Annotated in this window: 19 protein-coding genes; 14 read left to right on the top strand and 5 right to left on the bottom strand. The window is 66.4% G+C overall.

What is annotated here, in order from left to right:
• Positions 1 to 54: 54 nt before the first annotated feature.
• Positions 55 to 960, top strand: a complete 906-nt coding sequence (gene trhO / locus GcLGCM259_RS11435) for an oxygen-dependent tRNA uridine(34) hydroxylase TrhO (protein ID WP_138176901.1) — start codon at positions 55 to 57, stop codon at positions 958 to 960.
• A 66-nt stretch (positions 961 to 1,026) separates the two neighbouring features.
• On the opposite strand, the gene GcLGCM259_RS11430 is transcribed toward trhO, so the two are convergent.
• Positions 1,027 to 1,608 carry a GNAT family N-acetyltransferase gene (locus GcLGCM259_RS11430; RefSeq protein WP_138176904.1) on the bottom strand — a complete coding sequence of 194 codons (582 nt, stop codon included), beginning with the start codon at positions 1,606 to 1,608 and terminating at the stop codon, positions 1,027 to 1,029.
• A 60-nt stretch (positions 1,609 to 1,668) separates the two neighbouring features.
• On the opposite strand from GcLGCM259_RS11430, the gene GcLGCM259_RS11425 reads away from it, so the two are divergent.
• The 6 genes from GcLGCM259_RS11425 (at position 1,669) to proC (ending at position 9,635) form a co-directional block, all read left to right on the top strand.
• Positions 1,669 to 3,240: a DUF7059 domain-containing protein gene (locus GcLGCM259_RS11425; RefSeq protein ID WP_138926661.1), complete on the top strand. Its 1,572-nt coding sequence runs from the start codon at positions 1,669 to 1,671 to the stop codon at positions 3,238 to 3,240.
• A 23-nt stretch (positions 3,241 to 3,263) separates the two neighbouring features.
• Entirely contained in the window at positions 3,264 to 3,914 is a 651-nt protein-coding gene (locus GcLGCM259_RS11420; protein WP_138176910.1) for an ArsR/SmtB family transcription factor, read from the top strand.
• Between the two features lie 140 nt (positions 3,915 to 4,054).
• A complete protein-coding gene (gene topA / locus GcLGCM259_RS11415) occupies positions 4,055 to 6,862 on the top strand; it encodes a type I DNA topoisomerase (RefSeq protein WP_138926660.1) in 2,808 nt (935 codons plus the stop codon).
• A gap of 29 nt (positions 6,863 to 6,891) precedes the next feature.
• Positions 6,892 to 7,914 carry a Ppx/GppA family phosphatase gene (locus tag GcLGCM259_RS11410; protein ID WP_138176915.1) on the top strand — a complete coding sequence of 341 codons (1,023 nt, stop codon included), beginning with the start codon at positions 6,892 to 6,894 and terminating at the stop codon, positions 7,912 to 7,914.
• A 52-nt stretch (positions 7,915 to 7,966) separates the two neighbouring features.
• Positions 7,967 to 8,785, top strand: coding sequence for a sugar phosphate isomerase/epimerase family protein (locus GcLGCM259_RS11405; RefSeq protein ID WP_138176918.1), 819 nt, complete (start codon positions 7,967 to 7,969; stop codon positions 8,783 to 8,785).
• Positions 8,786 to 8,792: 7 nt separating this feature from the next.
• Positions 8,793 to 9,635, top strand: coding sequence for a pyrroline-5-carboxylate reductase (gene proC, locus GcLGCM259_RS11400; protein ID WP_138926659.1), 843 nt, complete (start codon positions 8,793 to 8,795; stop codon positions 9,633 to 9,635).
• A 105-nt stretch (positions 9,636 to 9,740) separates the two neighbouring features.
• On the opposite strand, the gene GcLGCM259_RS11395 is transcribed toward proC, so the two are convergent.
• Positions 9,741 to 10,412, bottom strand: a complete 672-nt coding sequence (locus GcLGCM259_RS11395) for a potassium channel family protein (RefSeq protein ID WP_054821453.1) — start codon at positions 10,410 to 10,412, stop codon at positions 9,741 to 9,743.
• Positions 10,405 to 11,838 (bottom strand): TrkH family potassium uptake protein, encoded by a 1,434-nt coding sequence (locus tag GcLGCM259_RS11390; protein WP_138926658.1) that lies wholly within the window; start codon positions 11,836 to 11,838, stop codon positions 10,405 to 10,407. Before GcLGCM259_RS11390 ends, GcLGCM259_RS11395 begins: the two co-directional genes overlap by 8 nt.
• A 253-nt stretch (positions 11,839 to 12,091) precedes the next feature.
• Between GcLGCM259_RS11390 and GcLGCM259_RS11385 the strand changes: the two genes are divergently transcribed.
• The 5 genes from GcLGCM259_RS11385 to GcLGCM259_RS11365 all read left to right on the top strand — a co-directional run bounded on the left by GcLGCM259_RS11385 (position 12,092) and on the right by GcLGCM259_RS11365 (position 15,975).
• Entirely contained in the window at positions 12,092 to 13,207 is a 1,116-nt protein-coding gene (locus tag GcLGCM259_RS11385; RefSeq protein WP_138927244.1) for an acetoin utilization protein AcuC, read from the top strand.
• A 51-nt stretch (positions 13,208 to 13,258) separates the two neighbouring features.
• A complete protein-coding gene (locus tag GcLGCM259_RS11380) occupies positions 13,259 to 13,726 on the top strand; it encodes an ArsR/SmtB family transcription factor (RefSeq protein WP_246049550.1) in 468 nt (155 codons plus the stop codon).
• 159 nt (positions 13,727 to 13,885) lie between these two features.
• Entirely contained in the window at positions 13,886 to 15,229 is a 1,344-nt protein-coding gene (gene gdhA, locus GcLGCM259_RS11375) for an NADP-specific glutamate dehydrogenase (RefSeq protein ID WP_138176930.1), read from the top strand.
• 273 nt (positions 15,230 to 15,502) lie between these two features.
• Positions 15,503 to 15,727, top strand: a complete 225-nt coding sequence (locus GcLGCM259_RS11370) for a helix-turn-helix domain-containing protein (RefSeq protein ID WP_054822018.1) — start codon at positions 15,503 to 15,505, stop codon at positions 15,725 to 15,727.
• 149 nt (positions 15,728 to 15,876) lie between these two features.
• On the top strand, positions 15,877 to 15,975 hold the full coding sequence (locus GcLGCM259_RS11365) for a 30S ribosomal protein bS22 (RefSeq protein WP_019174583.1): 99 nt from the start codon (positions 15,877 to 15,879) through the stop codon (positions 15,973 to 15,975).
• 190 nt (positions 15,976 to 16,165) lie between these two features.
• On the opposite strand, the gene GcLGCM259_RS11360 is transcribed toward GcLGCM259_RS11365, so the two are convergent.
• Complete coding sequence (locus tag GcLGCM259_RS11360; protein ID WP_138926656.1) at positions 16,166 to 16,984, bottom strand: HAD family hydrolase; 819 nt, start codon at positions 16,982 to 16,984, stop codon at positions 16,166 to 16,168.
• A gap of 115 nt (positions 16,985 to 17,099) precedes the next feature.
• On the opposite strand from GcLGCM259_RS11360, the gene GcLGCM259_RS11355 reads away from it, so the two are divergent.
• Together GcLGCM259_RS11355 and GcLGCM259_RS11350 are read left to right on the top strand one after the other, a co-directional pair.
• Positions 17,100 to 17,348, top strand: a complete 249-nt coding sequence (locus GcLGCM259_RS11355; protein ID WP_246049548.1) for a glutaredoxin family protein — start codon at positions 17,100 to 17,102, stop codon at positions 17,346 to 17,348.
• Between the two features lie 44 nt (positions 17,349 to 17,392).
• The gene (locus GcLGCM259_RS11350) at positions 17,393 to 18,076 is read left to right on the top strand and encodes a redox-sensing transcriptional repressor Rex (protein ID WP_246049546.1); all 684 of its coding nucleotides are present in this window, start codon (positions 17,393 to 17,395) and stop codon (positions 18,074 to 18,076) included.
• A 17-nt stretch (positions 18,077 to 18,093) separates the two neighbouring features.
• On the opposite strand, the gene GcLGCM259_RS11345 is transcribed toward GcLGCM259_RS11350, so the two are convergent.
• Positions 18,094 to 20,040 carry a potassium transporter Kup gene (locus tag GcLGCM259_RS11345; RefSeq protein WP_138926655.1) on the bottom strand — a complete coding sequence of 649 codons (1,947 nt, stop codon included), beginning with the start codon at positions 20,038 to 20,040 and terminating at the stop codon, positions 18,094 to 18,096.
• Positions 20,041 to 20,163 lie beyond the last annotated feature (123 nt).

The raw sequence follows: 20,163 nt of genomic DNA, 5'->3' as shown, positions 1-20,163 counted from the left end.
ACGTTGCTCCACGTAGCACCTGAATGGACGCTAAACCCACTACCCTTATACCTTGTGGCCATTCATCGCATTGTCTTGTATTACGCTTTTACACCGCTGAACGACCCCGAGGCGATCCGCCTGTGGCAGCGCTCCCTTTTGGAGCAGTGGGGTCTGCGAGGACGCATCATCATCTCCAAGGACGGCATCAACGGAACCGTCGGTGGGGAGATCTCCGCGGTGAAGCAGTATGTTAAGGCCACGCGCGAATATCCGGCCTTCAAGAAGATGGACATCAAGTGGTCCGAAGGCTCCGCCGAGGACTTCCCGCGCATCTCGGTGAAGGTGCGCGATGAGATTGTCACCTTCGGGGCACCGGGGGAGCTGCAGGTCGACGCGAACGGCGTCGTTGGCGGCGGTACGCACCTGCGTCCGGAAGAGCTGCATGAACTGGTCGAGGCCAAGCAGAAGGAAGGAACCCAGGTTCAGTTCTTCGACGGGCGCAACGCGTTCGAGGCACAGATTGGCCGGTTCAAGAACGCGATTGTGCCCGAGGTGGACACTACCCGGGACTTCCTGGAAGAGATCGACTCCGGTAAATACGACCACCTCAAGGACCAGCCGATCGTCACCTACTGCACCGGTGGGATTCGCTGTGAGGTGCTCTCGGCGCTGATGATCAACCGTGGCTTCCAAGAGGTCTACCAGATGCAGGGAGGGATCGTGCGCTACGGAGAAAAGTATGGGGATGCCGGCCTGTGGGAGGGTTCGCTGTACGTTTTCGACAAGCGCATGCACATGGAATTCACCGAGGACGCGGTGACCATCGGCGAATGCGTGGGCTGCCAGGCGCCGACCAACAAGTTTGAGAACTGCGCCGAGCTCTCCTGCCGCAACCTGCGGCTGTTCTGCACCGAATGCGCCCAGGACGAGCAGCTGCGCCGCTGCCCGGCGTGCCAGCAGGCGGCGCTCAGCGCCTAGGCCCGGCTACAGTGTGAAGGCCTGGTGATCCCTGGTGGGGATCTCCAGGCCTTGCTTCGTTTCGGGCTACACCCGGGAAGCGTCGGGCCACAGGTCCTTGGAGGGATCACGCACCTCGGTCTGCTCTTCCTGCACGTCATAGACCGTGAACCCGCGGGCCTGGTAGTTCGGCAGGGCCTGCTGCCCATCCAGGGAGCAGGTGTGCAGCCACACCCGGCTGACCGGCGCCATCCCGGCATGGCGTTCGTCCAGAGTCCAGGCCCGCCGGATCCCCTCGGTGAGCAGGGCGCCACCCAGCCCCTGGCCGATGGCCTGGGGGAAGAGGCCGAAGTAGAAGATTTCCACCTCGGTCCCGGCGGTGCCGGGCACAGCGGCCAACTCGATGTACCCCTGCGGAGCCCCATGGCGGTAGAGCACATGGGTTTCGGAGCCCGGGGCCCGCAGCTGCTCCAGCCACTGTCGGCGGGTGAGCACCAGGCGATCGGCCCAGTGCAGTTCGCTGCCCACCCCCAGGTACAGGAAGCGGGAGAACTCCGGGGTGATCTGCTGGACCCAGTCGATGCGCGCGTCCTCGGGCAGGGGACGCGAGGAGGGGACCAGCTGGGAGGGATCGGTTTGCTGCAGGTAGGTGACGGTGACTAAGGCCATGACCGCATCGTACGCGCCTGCCCCCGGTCATTTCTGCCGCAACTAGCTAGAATCGCAATTGTGACTTCCACCGATTTTGCCGCCGTTGACGACGCCCCACGCAGTGACCAGCAGGCGCTGCTTGATTCCCTGTATTTCGATCTAACCGCACTGGACTTCACGTTCGATGCGATCACGGCCCTGCTCGGGCAGGAAGCGGTGGAGGCGTTCGGCCGCGACCAGATCCCGCCGGCATTGCGCCAGGTGCGCCGGGCGACCCCGAAGCAGTCCGGGCTGGCCACGGTGATTGGGTTGTTCCAGCTGGGCCAGGGCTACCCGGCCGACCGGATCGATGCGGCCTTCAGCCGCACCGGGGTGCAGGGGCTTTTGCGGCTGGGATTGGTTGAGCAGCATGGTCCAGGGCTGCGGGCCAGTGTGGCCCTGACCCCACACGCATCGGACAGCTCCGCGGAACTGTGGGTGGCGCACGACCTGGGCGCGCACCAGCGCCCCGGGGTCCTGCGGGCGGACCATGTGCTGGGCATCGGCCAGGCGTCCTTGACCCTGGCGCAGATCACGCTGCGTCCCCAGGTGGACCGGGCCCTGGATTTGGGCACCGGGTGCGGCATCCAGACATTCCACCTGCTGGCCCACTGCCGGCATGTCACGGCTACCGACCTTTCCGTGCGCGCCCTGGCCTTCACCCGGTTTAACCTGCTGCTGAACCACCGGCAGCTGGAGGTGGATCCGGCTCGGCTGGAGGAGCGGGTGAGCCTGCGGTGCGGCAGCCTGTTTGAACCGGTGCAGGGGCAGCGCTTTGACCTGATCGCCACCAACCCGCCCTTTGTCATCACCCCGCGCGCGGAGGACGAAGCGATCTTCACCTACCGTGATGGCGGGATGGCCGGGGACAGCCTGGTCCAGGCCCTGATTTCGCAGCTGCCCAGCTACCTGGAGCCCGGGGGCAGTGCACAGATGCTGGCGAATTGGGAAATCCCGCTGGGCGAGCAGCCCTGGGATCAGCGGATCCGCCCGTGGTTTGATCCGGCATTGGATGTCTGGGTCATCCAGCGGGAGCAGTCCAGCCCCAGCCTGTACGCCGAAACCTGGCTGCGCGATGCCTCCCAGGACCAGGACCCCGAACAGTATCAGCAGGCCTACCAGGCGTACCTGGATGACTTTGCCGGCCGTTCGGTCGCCGGGATCGGGTTCGGCTACGTCTACCTTGGCCTGGCCCGGGACGGGCATCGGCCCGAGCAGCGTTTCGAATCCATCACCCACCCGGTCCAGCAGCCGCTGGCGCCCTTCCTGCAGCGGGACCTGCACACCGCAGCCGAGCTGCGTGCCGCCAACGGGCAATGGGGACAGTGGCACCTGGAGGCCGCGGAGGACGTGACCGAGGAGCGCCACCAGCGCCCGGGCGCCGAACATCCCGGGGTGATCCTGCTGCGCCAGGGCGCGGGGCTGCGCCGCAGCGAGGTGCTGGACACCGCCCAGGCCGGGTTCGTGTCCGCCAGTGACGGGGAACTGAGCGTGGACCAGCTGGTCAATGCGCTGGACGCGCTGATCGGGGAGGGGGATGAATCCTTCGCCGATCGCCTGCGTGACGGGGTGGAACGCTTAATCCGGCATGGCTTTCTTCGCAAAGTGTGAAACAAGGACTAAAGTTTTTCGGTATGACACAGAACACATCCGAGAGGCCTGACGAGCACCAGGCCCCTGGGGCCGCGCCGGACCCGAAACTGGTGTCCATCACCGACCCCCAGGCGATTCGCGCGCTGGCCCACGACGCCCGGCTCATCGTGCTCGACGAACTCTTTGCCTCCCAGGCCACCCGCACCGCCACTGAGCTGGCCACCTTGTGCTCGCTGACCCCCAGTGCGATGAGCTACCACCTGCGGGCGCTGGAGAAGTACGGATACGTGGTGCGCGCCGCCAATGAGGGTGATGCGCGCGAACGCCGGTGGAAGGCGGCCGGTGAACGCCTGGAGCTGAACACCCACGACGGTTCGGCCAACGCCAAGACCGCCTACCTGAACGTGCAGCTGAACAACTTCCGCACCCGGCTGAACGCCGAGGTGGCCCGCCGCGAGGCCGAGGCCAAGGCCGGCATCGTGGCCCCCGCGGACCGCCCACCGCTGCTCAGCAGCGGGCTGGTGTTCCTCCCGGAGGACAAGCAGAAGGAATTTAACCGCCGGCTGATGGACCTGATCTACGAATATGAGGCCATGGCCACAGCCGAGGAGCGCAGTATCCACTCCACCCGGATGTTCTACTTGGTATCGTTGTTGCCCGAGTACCCGCATCCTTCCCCGGCCGGGGCGTAGCAAGGACAGGCTGCTGCCCGATGTATGATCATCGGGAATCGTGGCTCAGCACTGGAGCCATGGATGCATCTTGGCGACAACGACAGCGGGTCTGATAGTTTCGGGGTCGGGTTGTTGCCGACACCGTGTGAAGGAGAGCCGTGCCCCCGAAGGCCAAGGAAAAAACCGGTAAGAAGCTCGTCATCGTCGAGTCCCCTGCCAAAGTGAAGTCGATTGCCAAGTACCTGGGCGAAGGCTTCGACGTGGACGCCTCGGTGGGGCACATCCGTGACCTTCCCCAGCCCTCGGAACTGCCGACCGAGCTGAAGAAGACCTCGGTGGGCAAGTTTGCGGTCGACCTGGACAACGACTTCGAGCCCTACTACGTGGTGTACCCGGACAAGAAGAAGCGCGTCTCCGAGCTGAAGGCCAAGCTGAAGGAAGCCGACGAGCTCTACCTGGCCACAGATGCGGACCGCGAGGGCGAAGCCATCGCGTGGCACCTGCTGCAGGTGCTCAAGCCCAAGGTGCCGGTGCGCCGCCTGGCCTTCACCGAGATCACCAAGGAGGGCATCGAACGCGCCCTGGGCAACATGCGCGAACTGGACACCGACCTGGTGGACGCGCAGGAGACCCGGCGCGTGCTGGACCGCCTCTACGGCTACGAAATCTCCCCGGTGCTCTGGCGCAAGATCGCCCGCGGGCTCTCCGCCGGCCGTGTGCAGTCGGTGGCCACCCGCCTGGTGGTGGAGCGTGAACGCGAACGCATGGCGTTCATCTCCGCCGGCTACTGGGACATCAAGGGCGTCTTCGCCACCGGCAACGCCGAATCCTTTGCCGCCAAGCTTTCCTCCGTGGACGGGGCCCGCGTGGCCTCCGGCCGCGACTTCGATGACCGTGGGCAGCTCAAGAGCTCGCGCAGCGCGGTGACCCACCTTGACGAGGCGGCCGCCCGCTCGCTGGTGGAAAACCTGGCCGAGGCCGATTTCAAGGTCACCTCGGTGGAGGACAAGCCCTACACCCGCCGCCCGGCCGCACCGTTCACCACCTCCACGCTGCAGCAGGAAGCCTCGCGCAAGCTGCGCTGGAGCTCGCGGATCACCATGCAGGTCGCCCAGCGCCTGTATGAAAACGGCTACATCACCTATATGCGTACCGACTCGGTGTTCCTCTCCAACGAGGCCGTGCACGCGGCCCGCACCCAGGCCACCGAACTGTACGGCGCGGACTCGGTGCCCGAGCGTCCGCGCGTCTACAAGGCCAAGACCGACGCCGCGCAGGAGGCCCACGAAGCCATTCGCCCGGCCGGTGACATGTTCCGTCGGCCCAGGGATGTGCGCGCCTCGCTGAGCAAGGACGAGTACACCCTGTACGAGCTGATCTGGAAGCGCACCGTCGCCTCCCAGATGTCCGACGCGAAGGGCTTTACCGCCACCATCAAGCTGGCAGGCACCGCCAGCGACCAGCGGGTGGCCGAGTTCTCCGCCTCCGGCACCGTGATCACCTTCCGCGGCTTCCTGGCCGCCTACGAGGAGGGCAAGGACACCACCCCGGAGGCCGAGGCCAGCGAGTCCGCCGAGGCCCGCTTGCCGCAGCTGAAGGTCGGGGACGGGCTGAACGGCACCGAACTGGAGGCCCTGGGCCACGAAACCACCCCGCCGGCCCGCTACACCGAAGCCTCGATCGTGGCGGAACTGGAAAAGCGGGAGATCGGGCGCCCCTCCACCTACGCGCCGACCATTTCCACCATCATGGACCGTGGCTACGTCACCAAGCGCGGCGGCGCCCTGGTGCCCAGCTGGATCGCCTTCTCGGTGATCCGCCTGTTGGAGGAGCACTTCGCCCAGTACGTGGACTACGACTTCACCGCCCGGCTGGAAGATGACCTGGACGAGATCGCCAAGGGCCAGCGCGCCCGCAGCGACTGGCTGAACCTGTTCTACTTCGGCAGCGACGCGGCCAGCGGGCTGAAGCACGTGGTGGAAAACCTGGGGGACATTGACGCCCGGGCCATCAACTCCATTGCCATCACCGATGACATCGTGCTGCGCGTGGGCAAGTTCGGCCCCTACCTGGAACGCGCCCTGCCCGCCGATGCGGCCGAGGACGCCACCCCGGAGCGCGCGAACGTGCCCGAGGACCTGGCCCCGGATGAGCTGACGGCGGAAAAGGCCGAGGAGCTGTTCGCCAACTCGCAGGTTTCCGAACGCGAGCTGGGGGTGGATCCGCAGACCGGGCGCACCATCCTGGCTAAGGACGGGCGCTACGGCGCCTACGTCACCGAGGTGATCCCGGAGCCGACCGCCGAGGAACTGGCCGCCCAGCCGGTGGAGTACTACAAGAACGGCAAGCCCAAGCCGCCGAAGAAGCCGGCCAAGATCAAGCCGCGCACCGGTTCGCTGTTCAAGTCAATGAGCATTGAGACCGTCACGCTGGAGGAGGCGCTGAAGCTGCTGAGCCTGCCGCGCGTGGTGGGCACCGATGCCGAGGGTGAGGAAATCACGGTGCAGAACGGGCGCTTCGGCCCGTACCTGAAGAAGGGCAGCGACTCGCGTTCCATTGAATCCGAGGAGCAGATCTTCACCATCACCCTGGAGGAGGCGCTGGCGATCTACGCCCAGCCCAAGCAGCGCGGCCGGCGTGCCGCGGTGCCGCCGCTGGCCGAATTCGGCACCGACCCGACCAGTGAGAAGAACATCGTGGTCAAGGACGGCCGCTTCGGACCGTACATCACCGACGGGGAAACGAACATCACCGTCCCGCGAGGCACCGCGATCGAGGAGCTGACCCGGGAAAAGGCCATCGAGCTGCTGGCCGAGAAACGGGCCCGCGGCCCGCTCAAGCGCAAGAGCGCCGCCAAGAAGGCCCCGGCCAAGAAGGCGACGACCACCAAGAAGAGCACCACGAAGGCCTCCACGGCAAAGAAGGCCACCACGGCCAAGACCACCGCGAAGAAGACCGAGAAGTAGCGCAGGCTACCCGACGCGAAGGACATCTGATGAGGCTGGGCGTACTGGACATCGGTTCGAACACCGTGCACCTGCTGCTGGTGGACGCCTACCCCGGCGCCCGGCCCAACCCCTACGCGTCGCACAAGCGCCCGCTCTCCCTGGTGCAGTACCTGAACGAGTACGGGGCCATCACCGAGGAGGGGCAGCGCGAACTGATCGGCTTCATCACCGAGGCCTCCCGGTTCGCGCGCAGCCACCGGGTGGAGGACTTCATGGCGTTCTGCACCTCCGCGATCCGCGAATCCTCCAACGGCGCCCACGTGTTGGAACGCGTGGAGGCCGAGACCGGGGTGAAGCTGCTGGAGCTTTCGGGTGAAGAGGAAGCGGGCATGACGTTCTATGCGGTGCGCCGCTGGTTCGGCTGGGCCTACGACTCGATCCTGAACCTGGACATGGGCGGCGGTTCGCTGGAACTGGCCCTGGGCAACGATGAATTCCCGCAGGTGGCCTACTCGGTGCCGCTGGGCGCCGGGCGGCTGACCCGCGAATGGCTGCCCGATGACCGGCCCACCCCCAAGCAGGTCAAGGAGCTGCGCACCTATGTGCGCGATGTGCTCTCGGACCCCACCACGGAGCTGGCCCAGTACGGCAAACCGTCCCTGGCCACCGCCACCTCCAAGACCTTCCGCTCCCTGGCCCGGATTACCGGGGCCGCCCCCAGCACCGAGGGGCCCTATGTGAAGCGGGTGCTGGAACGCGAAAGCCTGAAACTGTGGACGAACCGGCTGATGGCCATGAGCTGGGAGGAACGCGCCGAACTGCCCGGGGTTTCCCAGGTGCGGGCCCCGCAGCTGCTGGCCGGCGCGTTGGTGGCGATCGAGGCCATGAAGAAACTGAAGATCAAACACCTGCGCATTTGCCCGTGGGCGCTGCGCGAAGGGCTGATGCTGCGCCGTTTTGATCATGTCTTGTTTGACTCTTCGACTCCGCTAAGTAGTAGCGTGGGAGTTGGAGAGGTAGCGCTCGGTGCCGGGATGGGGCAACTGCCCGCACCCGCGGAAACGAATTAGCCCCGGCTCGGGGTTGATCGGCACACCAGTGCTTGGAAGAAGGGGCTGAGTCATGCAAGAGCCTGCAACAACGTCAATCCCCATCACGCTGTCCAGTGCCTCGGTCTACCCCCTGACCGTGCACGACGCGTTCGCGGTGGCCAAGGATGTGGGCTACGACGGGCTGGAGGTGCTGATCACCGGCAACCAGGCCACCCAGTCGGCCACCGCCCTGCTGGCGCTGATGGACAAGTACCAGCTGCCCATTCGGGCCATCCACGCCCCGACGCTGCTGCTCACCCAGCAGGTGTGGGGCTCGGCGTGGGCAAAAATCGAACGCTCGGTCATCCTGGCCCAGGCCGTGGGGGCCGAGGTCGTCGTGGCCCACCCGCCGTTCCGCTGGCAGGGGAACTATGCCCTGGAGTTCGCCGGGGGAGTGCAGCGGCTGACCGACTCGACCGGGATGAAGATCGCGGTGGAGAACATGTACCCGTGGCGGGCCCGCGGACGCGAAGCGAAGATGTACCTGCCGCACTGGGACCCGGTACCGCAGTCCTACCCGCACGTCACCTGGGACTTCTCCCACGCGGCGATCGCCGAGATGGATTCGCGCAAGGCCGTGGAGCAGCTGGGGGAGCGCCTGGCGCACCTGCACCTGTGCGACGGGCTGAACAACGGCAAGGACGAACACCTGGTGCCCGGGCGCGGCACCCAGCCGGTGGCCGAAACCCTGCAGTACCTGCGCGACACCGACTTCGGCGGGGTCATCGCGGTGGAGGTCTCCACCCGCAAGGCCAAGGGCACCGGGCAGAAGGAACAGTGGCTGGGGGAAACCCTCGAATACGCCCGCACCCACCTGGCGCTGCCGGATACCGCAGATCGAACGAAGTAAGGACACCATGAGCGAACTGACCAACTCGTTGACCCTGGCCTTTTTGGGCACCGGCTCCATGAACGGGGCGATCCTGCGCGGCATCCTGGGAGCCGGGCACGACCCGAAGCTGATCACCGCGACCATCCGCAGCGACGCGCGTGAGGCCGAGCTGCGCGAGCTGGGAGTGAACGTGGTGGTGACCGGGCAGGATCCCGAGGCGAACGCGCGGGTCGCGGCCGAGGCGGACGTCGTCTTCCTGGGGGTCAAGCCGGTGGGGATCACCGAGCTGTGCGACCAGATCTCCGCAGCGCTGCGCCCGCAGACCGTGATTGTTTCGGTGGCCGCGGCCATCACCCTGCAGTCCATGGCCGCCCACCTGCCGCAGGACCAGCCGCTGGTGCGCGCCATGCCCAACACCCCGCTGCAGGTGGGGGCCGGGGTGGTGGGCCTTAGCCCGGCCGCGGCCGTCAGTGAACAGCAGCTGCAGCAGGTCATTGACCTGTTCGCCGGCTCCGGTGAGGTGCACGTGATCGAGGAGGCCCAGCAGGACGCGCTCTCGGCGATCTCCGGCTCCGGGCCGGCCTACGGCTTCTTCCTGGCCGAGGCGATGGCCAAGGCCGGGATAAAGTTGGGCCTTGACGAGCAGCTGGCCATCGACCTGGCCCGGGCCACCGTCGCCGGGGCCGGGAAGATGCTGGCCGATCCGCAGGCGAACCCCGGGCAGCTGCGCAAGAAGGTCACCAGCCCCAATGGCACCACCGAGCAGGCGATCGCCACCTTCCAAAAGGGCGGCATGGAGCAGCTCATCGCCGACGGTGCCGCGGCCGCCGCCCAACGCGCCGCCCAGATCAGCCGCGAACTGGGCTAGCCGGCACAATCCGGGAACACGCGCAGCACGCTCACGCAAAGGCCGGCGGACTGGACCCTTCGGGGTTCTGGCCGCCGGCCGTGGTCTTTGGGCGTCCGGGCCCGGCTAGGGGCGGGAGGCGAAGCGCTCGAGCAGATCCACGTGGCCGGAGACGATCAGCACGTCACGGCGGGTGACCACCGTATCGGGCACGGCGTAGGTGAAGTCCTCGCCGGGGGACTTCACCCCCACAATCGTCACCCCGTACTTGGAACGCACATTGGATTCGGCCAGGGTGAAGCCCTGGGTTTCCTTCGGCGGGTACATCTTCACGATCGCGAATCCGTCATCGAATTCGATGAAGTCCAGCATCCGTCCGCCCACCAGGTGGGCGGCGCGCACCCCGGCGTCCGCTTCCGGGTAGATCACGTGGTTCGCCCCGATGCGGGTGAGGATCTTGCCGTGGGCCGGGGTGATCGCCTTGACCCACAGGTGCTCGATCCCCAGATCCACCAGGTTCACGGTGATCAGCACGGAGGACTCGATGGAGGTGCCCACCCCGACCACGGCGGAGGAGAATTCCTGGGCGCCCAACTGGCGCAGCGCGTCGATGTTCGTGGCATCCGCGGCCACCACGTGGGTCAGCGAACTGGCCCACTTCTGCACCAGTTCGGGGTCACGTTCAATGGCCAGCACCTCACGGCCCTGCTTGACCAGCTGCTCGGCCACCGCGATGCCGAAACGGCCCAGCCCGATCACCAGGACCGGAGCATTGTGCGAAATAGATCTATCAGCCAATGATCGGCCTCTCTTCCGGGAACTGGTACAGGGTATCGCGCTGGCGCATGGTCAGCGCGCTTGCCAAGGTAATGCTACCGATGCGCCCGGCGAACATCAGCGCCGAGAGCACGTATTTGCCCTCCGGGGGCAGTTCGGCCGAAACATTCATGCTCAGCCCCACGGTGCCAAAAGCGGAGATTGATTCGAACAGCGCCCGCTGGAAGGAGAGCGTGTCATCAATGACCAGCAGCGCCCCCACCGCCACCGCCACCAGCGTGGCACCGAGCACGACCACCGAGATCGCCACGCGCATGGTGCTCTCGGGCAGGCGGCGGCCAAAGGCGCGCACCTCCTTGTCGCCGCGCACCTCGGCGAAGATCGCCAGGAACATCACCGCAATGGTGGTGACCTTGATGCCGCCGGCGGTGGAGGCCGAGCCGCCGCCGGCGAACATCAGCGCATCGGTCAGCAACACCGTCACCGGCTGCATGTCGGAGGGCTCCACCAGGTTCATCCCGCCCGAACGCATCATCACCGAGGCGAAGAGCGCATTGACGATCTTCTCCCCGACATCCTCCCCGCCGATGGTGCGCTGGTTGTTCCATTCAAAGAGCAGCCACAGCACGGTACCGCTCAGCAACAGGATCGTGGTGGTCAGCAGCGTCAGCTTCGCATGCAGCGTCCAGCGCCGGTGGTTCAGCCGGTGCGCGGCCAACACCATGATCACCGGGAAGCCCAGCGAACCGACGAACACCCCGAGCATCAGCGGGATCAGGATCCACAGGTCCATCTCATAGGGCACCAGCCCATTGGAGTGCGGGGTGAAGCCCACATTGTTAAACGCCGAGACGGCGTAGAACACCCCGTGCCAGATCGCCGAGAGCGGGCTTTCACCCAGCACGTAGAAGCGTGGAATCAGCAGCAGCGAGAGCAGACCCTGCAGGGTGATCGCGGTCAGGATCACCACGCGCAGCAGCGAACCAACCTCACCCAGGGTGGAGGTCGCGGCCGTGTTCATCGAACTTTGCGCCACCAGCTTCCCGCGCACGCCCAGGCGCTTGGACACCGCCAGGGAGAGCAGGGAGGCGATCGTGAGGATCCCCAACCCGCCAATGAACATCGCCACCAGAAGAATCAGCTGGCCAAAGAACGACCAGTGCACCGCGGTGCTCACCGTGGTCAGACCGGTCACGCACACCGCGGAGACGGCCGTGAACAGCGCGTCATGCAGCGCGGTGGGTTCGCCGCTGGCCGAGGCGAAGGGCGCGGAGAGCAGCGCGGTGAACAGGGTGATCACCAGCAGGAACGCGCCTAGGGCCAGCCGGGCGGGGGAGCGGGCGGTGAAGTCGGACAGTGCCGCCTTGACGCGCAACAGCTGCTTGCGTTTGCGTAACCACAAGCTGTCAGCGGGCCCGCTGGGGCGCTGCTGCATGGGGTCGCTCATCGATGCCTCTCCTGCGGGAAAGAAGTGGGGATAGAAGTACTGACTCTTCAGAGTAATCTACGCCCCGCACCGCCTGCGCGCAGGCGCACGCGGCGCCAAGGTAGCACTGGGGCACAAATGTGAGCCGACGCATTGAGTTCGGTCACAATCCGGTAGCGTAGAAGACGTGCTACAACCTCAACGTGCTCCGCGCCCGACACTGGTGGTCTGGGATGAAAAGTACCTGCAGTACAAGTTCAGCGACTACCACCCCATGCATCCCTCCCGCCTGGAGCTGACCATGCGCCTGAGCCAGGAGCTGGGGGTGATGCGTGGGGCGAACCTGGAGGTGGCACCGCCCACCGTTGCCGCGGACAACGAACTGCTCACCGTGCATTCGCAGGACTACCTGGACCAGGTGCGCAGGGTCAGCCAGGACCCCACCCTCCAGGCCCCGGACTATGGGCTGGGCACGGAGGATGATCCGGCGTTCGCCGGCATGCACGAGGCCAGCGCCCGGCTCTTTGGCGGCTCGCTGGTCGCCGCCGAGGCCATCGTGCAGCAAAAGGCGGTGCGGGCAGTGAACTTCGCCGGCGGGATGCACCATGCGGCGCGGGAGAAGGCCAGCGGGTTCTGCATCTACAACGATGCGGCCGCCGCCATCCAGTACCTGCTGGATCAGGGGGTGCAGCGGGTGTGCTACATCGACGTGGACGCGCACCACGGGGACGGCACCGAATCCCTGTTCTGGGATGAGGAGCGGGTGCTGACCATCTCCATCCACGAATCCGGGATGAGCCTGTTTCCCGGCACCGGGTTCGCCAACGAGATCGGCGGGGAGCGGGCGCGTGGCAGTGCGGTGAACCTGGCGCTGCCGGCGATGACCGGGGACGCCGGCTGGATGCGGGCCTACCATGCGGTGGTGCCGCAGCTGGTGAAGGCCTTTGAACCCGAGGTGATCGTCTCCCAGCACGGCTGCGACTCGCACCGGGACGATGACCTGACCAACCTGAAGCTCTCCGTCGATGCCCAACGCCAGGTGGCGCTGGATATCTCCCAGCTGGCGGATGAGGTCTGCGAGGGCCGGTGGATCGCCACCGGTGGGGGCGGGTACAACGTTACCGCCGTGGTGCCGCGCACCTGGAGCCACCTGATCGCGATTGCCGCGGACAAGCCGGTGCCGCTGCGCACCTATGTGCCCGAGACCTTCCGGCGCTACGTGCTGGAAACCTACGGCAAGGCGATGCCGTACCTGATGGGGGACGACGCGGAGCTGTGGTGGCGCAACTGGGAGATCGGCTACGACCCGGCCGACCCGGTGGACCGTTCCATCATCGCCACCCGCAAGGAAGTCTTCCCGCTCTACGGACTGGATCCCTGGTTCGACTAGCCCCGCCCCGGCACCGGCTACCGGCAAAACGCCCTATATGCCGCTAGGGTTATGTCTGTGGCTATTGATGAACTGTTCGCAGCGCTGGCCGAACCGACCCGGCGGCGCATCATGGAGGAACTGAAGGACGAGGCCCTGGCCGTGGGGATGCTGGTCGAGCGCCTGCAGATCTCCCAGCCCACCGTGTCCAAGCACCTGAAGGTGCTGCGCGAGGCGTCGCTGGTGAACATGACCGCCCAGGGCCAGCGCCGCATCTATGCCCTGGACCTGGCCGCCATTGAGACCCTGGGCCAGTGGTGCGCGGACTTCCTGCCCGAGCCGCAGCCGGCGGAGGAGCCCGCCGCCCAGCTCACCGAGGTCACCGCCGCGACCGCTGCGGTGATGCCCGCGAACGCCGGCACCCCGGCCACCACCGCCGCCCAGCAGCTGGGGCGCACCGTGGGGCGCAGCCTGGAACACGTTACCGGCCGCGCCCATGAACTGATTGAGCGTTTCCCCCGTTTCGGGCGCAAACGCTAGGCTGCGCACCACCGCCGAACGTTACGTGCGGCACAAAAAAATTGACGTAAAATTTCCGACATCGCGCACCACCGTGGCATTCTCTTCGGTGGGGCAGTGACGCCGGTTCTGCGGTAGAACTCTGCCCCAGCGCCTGCCCCAAGTGATGAGGAGAGTAACTTGGACCAGCATTTAGCGACTATCCGCGATGAGGTATTCCGCAGGAATCCCGGGGAAGCCGAATTCCACCAGGCCGTTACCGAGGTTTTCGAGAGCCTCGAAGCCGTCTCCCAGAAGCACCCGGAATACGCCGAAGCGGCGATCCTGCAACGCATGTGCGAGCCGGAACGCCAGATCATCTTCCGTGTGCCGTGGACCGATGACGCCGGCCGGGTTCAGATCAACCGCGGCTTCCGCGTCGAGTTCAACTCCGCGCTGGGCCCCTACAAGGGTGGACTGCGCTTCCACCCCTCGGTCTACCTGGGCACCGTGAAGTTCCTGGGCTTTGAACAGATCTTCAAGAACTCGCTGACCGGCATGCCCATCGGCGGCGGCAAGGGCGGTTCGGACTTCGACCCGCGCGGCAAGTCCGATGCGGAGGTCATGCGCTTCTGCCAGTCCTTCATGACCGAGCTGTACCGGCACATCGGCGAATACACCGACGTCCCGGCCGGGGACATTGGCGTGGGCGGGCGCGAGATCGGCTTCCTGTTCGGCCAGTACAAGCGCATCACCAACCGCTACGAGTCCGGGGTGCTCACCGGCAAGGGGCTGAGCTGGGGTGGGTCCCTGGTGCGTCCGGAAGCCACCGGCTACGGTGCGGTCCTCTTCGCCCAGGAGATGCTCGCCACTCGCAACACCAGCTTTGAGGGCCAGCGTGTGGTGGTCTCCGGGTCGGGCAACGTGGCGATCCACGCCATCGAAAAGGCCCAGCAGTTCGGCGCCCACGTGGTGGCGGCCTCGGATTCGGGCGGCTACATCGTGGATGAGAACGGCATCGATGTTCCGCTGCTGCGCCAGATCAAGGAAGTTGAGCGCGAGCGGATCAGCGAATACGCCAAGCGCCGCGGCAGCAAGAAGGCCCGCTACGTTGCGGACGGGAACGTGTGGGACGAAAAGTGCACGGTCGCCCTTCCCTGCGCCACCCAGAACGAGTTGGGGGCCAGCTCGGCGAAGAAGATGATTTCCGGTGGGCTGATCGCGGTGGCCGAAGGCGCGAACATGCCCTGCACCGCCCAGGCGGTTTCCCTGTTCCAGGACGCCGGGGTGCTCTTCGGCCCGGGCAAGGCGGCCAACGCCGGTGGCGTGGCCACCTCCGCGCTGGAAATGCAGCAGAACGCCAGCCGTGACTCCTGGTCCTTCGCCCACACCGAGCGCCGCCTGAGTGAAATCATGATCGGCATCCACGACCGGTGCGCGGCCACGGCCGAGGAATACGGGGTACCGGGCAACTACGTGGCCGGGGCGAACATTGCCGGTTTCGTGAAGGTCGCCGACGCGATGCTCGCCCAGGGGCTGATCTAGGCCCGGGCTTCGGCCTTCGGGCCGGGCACGGCCTTGGAACCGCGGGCGCGGCCGCAGGCGACAGCCACGGCCGCGCCCGCGGCGTGTCCGGCACCTTGCGGATCGCGAACTACTGGTGCGTGCGCGTGTGTTCATGCTTCGAAAAGCGGTCGGCCACCCAGTAGACTATGGTGAAGGTGTACGTGACGTTACCGACGTTGATCACAAGTCGAAGAAGTTCATGTATGCCGACAGCGCGACGAAACAGAGATCAGCGTCAGGAGAAAGTCCCCTATGGCGGATAAACAGAATTTTGCTGGAGCACGATTCATGACTGTGGCCGAGGTGGCCGAGATGATGCGTGTTTCAAAGATGACCGTTTATCGTCTGATCCACGCCGGTGATTTACCCGCCGTGCAGTTCGGCCGCTCCTATCGCGTTCCGGAAAACGCCGTTGAAGCCTACCTGCAGGCCGCAGGTGTCGATCCTCACAGGGGAACTGGATCGTACGGCAGGTAGACGGCAGATAGGATGACCGTGGTCAGAAACCGGCCATGGAGCGGGTAACCTATTAAGGAACGTTTAACGTCCGGTCGGCCGTGCGTGAAGCCTTTGTTGGCTTGATGGTAACGCGGTCGATGCATTTATTTAGTCTGTGAGGAACCACTATGGGCTCAGTTGTTAAGAAGCGCCGCAAGCGTATGTCGAAGAAGAAGCATCGCAAGCTGCTTCGCAAGACTCGCCACCAGCGCCGCAACAAGAAGTAGTCTCGCACCGCGAAACACGTTCTTGGAGATGATCGCCATCGCCCGAAGGCTTTGCCCTTGGCGGTGGCGATTGTTGTATCCCCAAGCTGTCGACGGCGTGCCGCCGCAGGACCGGGCCGCCTTCGACGCCGACACCCCACCGAGCAGCTACCCGATGGGCGATGGCGGAGGCGTTGGGCGCCGAGACCGGTTAGCGGCCGCCGCCGTGCCGCAGCCGCTGCAGGCTGCGCCGGGCCGCCCACAGGGCGCCAATGACCCCGGCCAGCTTCAGGCTCACCCGGGCCGCACGCTGCCCGGTGCGGAAGTCATAAACTTGCCAGCCGCGCTCCTTGGCGTAGGCGCGCAGCCGGGCATCGGGGTTGATGGCCACCGGGTGGCCGACAACCTCCAGCAACGGCACGTCATTGTAGGAATCCGAGTATCCCCAGGACCCGGCGAGGTTGATGTTCTGCTGCTGGGCCAGCTCCAGCACCGCCTGCGCCTTGTCCGCGCCGTGCAGGATGGGGCCGGTCAGCCGTCCGGTGTATTCCCCGTTTTCGCTTTCCACCCGGGTTCCCAGGGCTCCGGTCAGTTCCAGGCGCCGGGCGATCACCCCGGCCACCTCGGTGGGGGTGGCGGTGACCAGCCAGACCTCGCGCCCCACGTTCAGGTGCTGGCGGGCAATGGCCACGGTCCCGCCCCACAGCTTGGGGTGAATGAATTCGTCATAGATCTCATCCCCGAGCTCGCGCATCTGCTCGACCTTCACCCCGCGCACCATGTCCAGGGCCCGGTCACGGATGGCGGTGATGTCGCCCAGGTGCTCCCCACGGGCCAGGAAGCTGAGCTGCTTGAGCGCGAAGAACAGCACCTCGCGGAAGTGGAAGAACTTGTGCTGGTGCATCTTGCGGGCCACCGCGTATAGCGAGGCTCCGCGCACCAGGGTGTTGTCAACGTCAAAGAACGCCGCGATCCGCCCCTCGGTGGGGGCAGGATGCTGCGCAGTGTCCCGTACTTCGTTGGCTTCCATTAGCCCAAGTTTAGCCGGTGGCCCTGCGCTTCTTCCCGCGGGGCCGGCCCCGGGCGGGGCGTCGCAAAGCGGCGCCAACACCCGTGCCCGGGATGCGGCGTGAGAACATGGAAGGGTGAAACAGACTCCCGAAATCCAGCTGTTGGTGCGCCAGGAATGCCATTTGTGCGCTGCCGCCCGCCAGACCGTGGCCGAGGTGACCTCGCGCCTGGGAATGAGCTTCAGTGAAGTGGACATCGACACCCGCCCAGAATTGCGTGAGCAACACCATGAAGAGGTGCCGGTGCTGCTGATCGACGGGCAGGTCCGGGACTTCTGGCGAATCGACCCGCAACGGCTCGAACGCCTGCTGCGCGAGCACTAGGCCGCAGCCCGTTCCGCCGCTGACCCCAACCGAAAGAGCCCTCCTTGCCCCTATCCGAACCGCGAATCCTGCCCGAGGCCACGCTGATGCGTCTAACGCAGTACCTGCGGGCCTTGAACGCCCTGGACACCCAGGGCGTGGAACGCACCAGTTCGGGGGTCCTGGCCGAGGCGGCCGGGGTGAATCCGGCGATCCTGCGCAAGGACCTGTCGCTGCTGGGCTCCTACGGCACCCGCGGGGTGGGCTACGTGGTGCGCGAACTGGCCGACCATATCAGCCGCACCCTGGGCCTGGATCAGGACTGGCGGGTCCTGATCGTCGGGGCCGGCAACCTCGGGCGCGCCCTGAGCGGGTACGCCGGATTCCGTTCCCGCGGCTTCCACGTCAAGGCCATGCTGGACAGCGACCCGGACCTTGTGGGGCATCGGGTCGGGGAACTGGTGGTGCGCGACGCAGCCGAACTGGGTGCGGTGGTCACCGAGCAGCAGATCAACATCGCGGTGCTGGCGGTGCCCGGCGCGGCTGCCCAGCCGCTGGTGGACCAGCTGGCCGATGCCGGGGTGAAAAGCATCCTCAGCTTCGCCCCGCACGTCATCCGTGCCCCCAGGGGGGTGGAGGTGCGCCGGGTGGATCTGTCCACCGAACTGCAGATCCTGGCCTACCACGCGGTGCGCAACGACCTGGAAACCGGGCAGGGGCCACTGTCCGGGCTGGGAACCGAAGCCTAGGATTCTTGGGCTCCACCTCAGAGCCGCACCTCGGAGCCGAGCACGATGGTGCGTTCGGGCGGCAGCTGGAACATTTCCGCGCGCGGGGCCTGGTTCTTCTCCAATGCCACAAACAGCCTGCGCCGCCACCGGCGCAGGCTTTCCGGGTGCGGGCTGTGCAGGGTGAGCACCGAGAGGAAATACAGCGCCTGCCTGAAATCGATCTCGCACTCGGGCACCTGGTCGTGCACCAGCGCCAGGTTCGCCGGAATGTTCTGCCGGTCCAGGTAGCCGGTGTGGATGGTGATCCGGGTGATGCCGTGGCTGGCGCTCAAATGCTGGTCCACCTCAAAGCGCGAGTGCACCGGTACGTGCGGGCTGTGCGCGTAGGCGATCCGCACGATCACCACTTGTTCGTGCAGCATCCGGAAAATCCGGGTGCACAGCAGCAACGACAGGGGAGTGCTGTGCAGGTTCGGGTGCGGGAAGACCGCCACCCCGGCCGTACGGCGCAGGTTGGTGGCGGACAGTGCTTCCACAAAGCCGCTGAATGAGCCCTCCAGCTCGGCCCGGTAGGCCGCCACGGTGCGGAACCCGCGCTGCCAGGTGGTCATCACCACCAGCATGCCCCCGGCCAGGGCCAGCGGCACCCAGCCCCCGGACAGCAGCTTGGCCGAGTTCGCCGCCAGCAGCACCACTTCCAGCAGCCCGATGGCCAGCAGGTAGGCTCCGACCTTCCACCAGCGCCAGCGCCACACCAGCACCGCGAAGATCAGGAAGATCACCGATTCCAGCAGCAGGGTCCCGGTCACCGCCAGGCCGTAGGCGTTGGCCAGCCCGGACGAGGACCCGGCGACCACCATCACGGTGAGCACCGCGGCCAACAGTACCCAGTTCACGCCGGGAAGGTAGATTTGTTCCTCGTCGCGCCGGGAGGTGTACTTCACGCTCAGCCGGGGCAGCAACCCCAGCCGCATCGCCTGGCGGGTCACCGAGTAGGCCCCGGCAATCACCGCCTGGGAGGCGATCACGGTGGCCAGCGTGGCATAGATGACCAGCGGCACCCGCAGGGCCGGCGGGGCCAGGTAGAACATCGGGTTTTCCACCGCCTGCGGGGTACCCAGCACCAGGGCGCCCTGCCCCAGGTACACCAGCAGCAGGGCGGGCATCACCACCCACAGCCATGCCCGGCGCACCGCCCGGGCGCCGAACAGGCCCATGTCCGCGTACAGGGCCTCGGCCCCGGTCACCGTCAGCACGATCGCCCCAAACAGGATGAACCCCTGCACCGGGTGGTTCAGCAGCAGCAGGCCGGCCCACTGTGGGGACAATCCCAGCAGGATCTGCGGGTGCGCGGCGATCTGCGGCAGCCCCAGCGCCGCCAGGAGGAGGAACCAGCCGAGCATGATCGGTCCCAGGGCGCGGGCGACCCTGCCGGTGCCGAAGGGCTGGATGGCGAACAAAACCAGCAGCACGGCCACGGCCGCCGGGAGGATGAGCCCGGCCAGGCCCGGGGAGACGGTGGCCAGCCCCTCCACGGCGCTGAGCACGGAGATTGCCGGGGTGATCACCGAGTCGCCGAAGAACAGCGCCGCCCCGGCCATCGCCAGCACGGTGACCAGCACCATGCCTCGGGCGGAGGTCAGCCGGGAGCGCAGCAGCCCCAGCAGCGCCAGGATCCCGCCCTGCCCATGGTTGTCCGCCCGGGTCACCAGCAGCACATACTTCACCGTGACGATCAGGGTCAGTGTCCACAACACCATGGAGATCACCCCGTAGAGGTTCTCGGCGTCCACGGGCACCGCGTTGTGCTCCATGCTGAAGGCGGTGTGCAACGCATACAGCGGACTGGTGCCGATATCCCCAAAGACCACCCCCAGGGCCCCCAGCCCGGCGGTGGCGCGCTTTGCCTGGGTGGACGGGTCCGACCTGGGAAAACGGTTCGGGCGGTGGTGCGGCCTGCTGGTCCGGTGCTGGGCAACCATGACCTTATTGTGCGCCCCTTTACGGGGAAAGGAACCGGTGGACCGGGGATATTTTTCTCGGGAACCGGCCAGGCGTTAACGACCGAACCCCACCGGCGCTCCGGGCCGTGAGGCCGGTGCCGG

It is taken from the genome of Glutamicibacter creatinolyticus (genome assembly GCF_006094275.1).
GTDB classification, from domain to species: Bacteria; Actinomycetota; Actinomycetes; order Actinomycetales; family Micrococcaceae; genus Glutamicibacter; species Glutamicibacter creatinolyticus.
The sequence above is the reverse complement of the archived record's forward strand: the minus strand, read 5'-3'. Positions and strand labels throughout refer to the sequence as shown.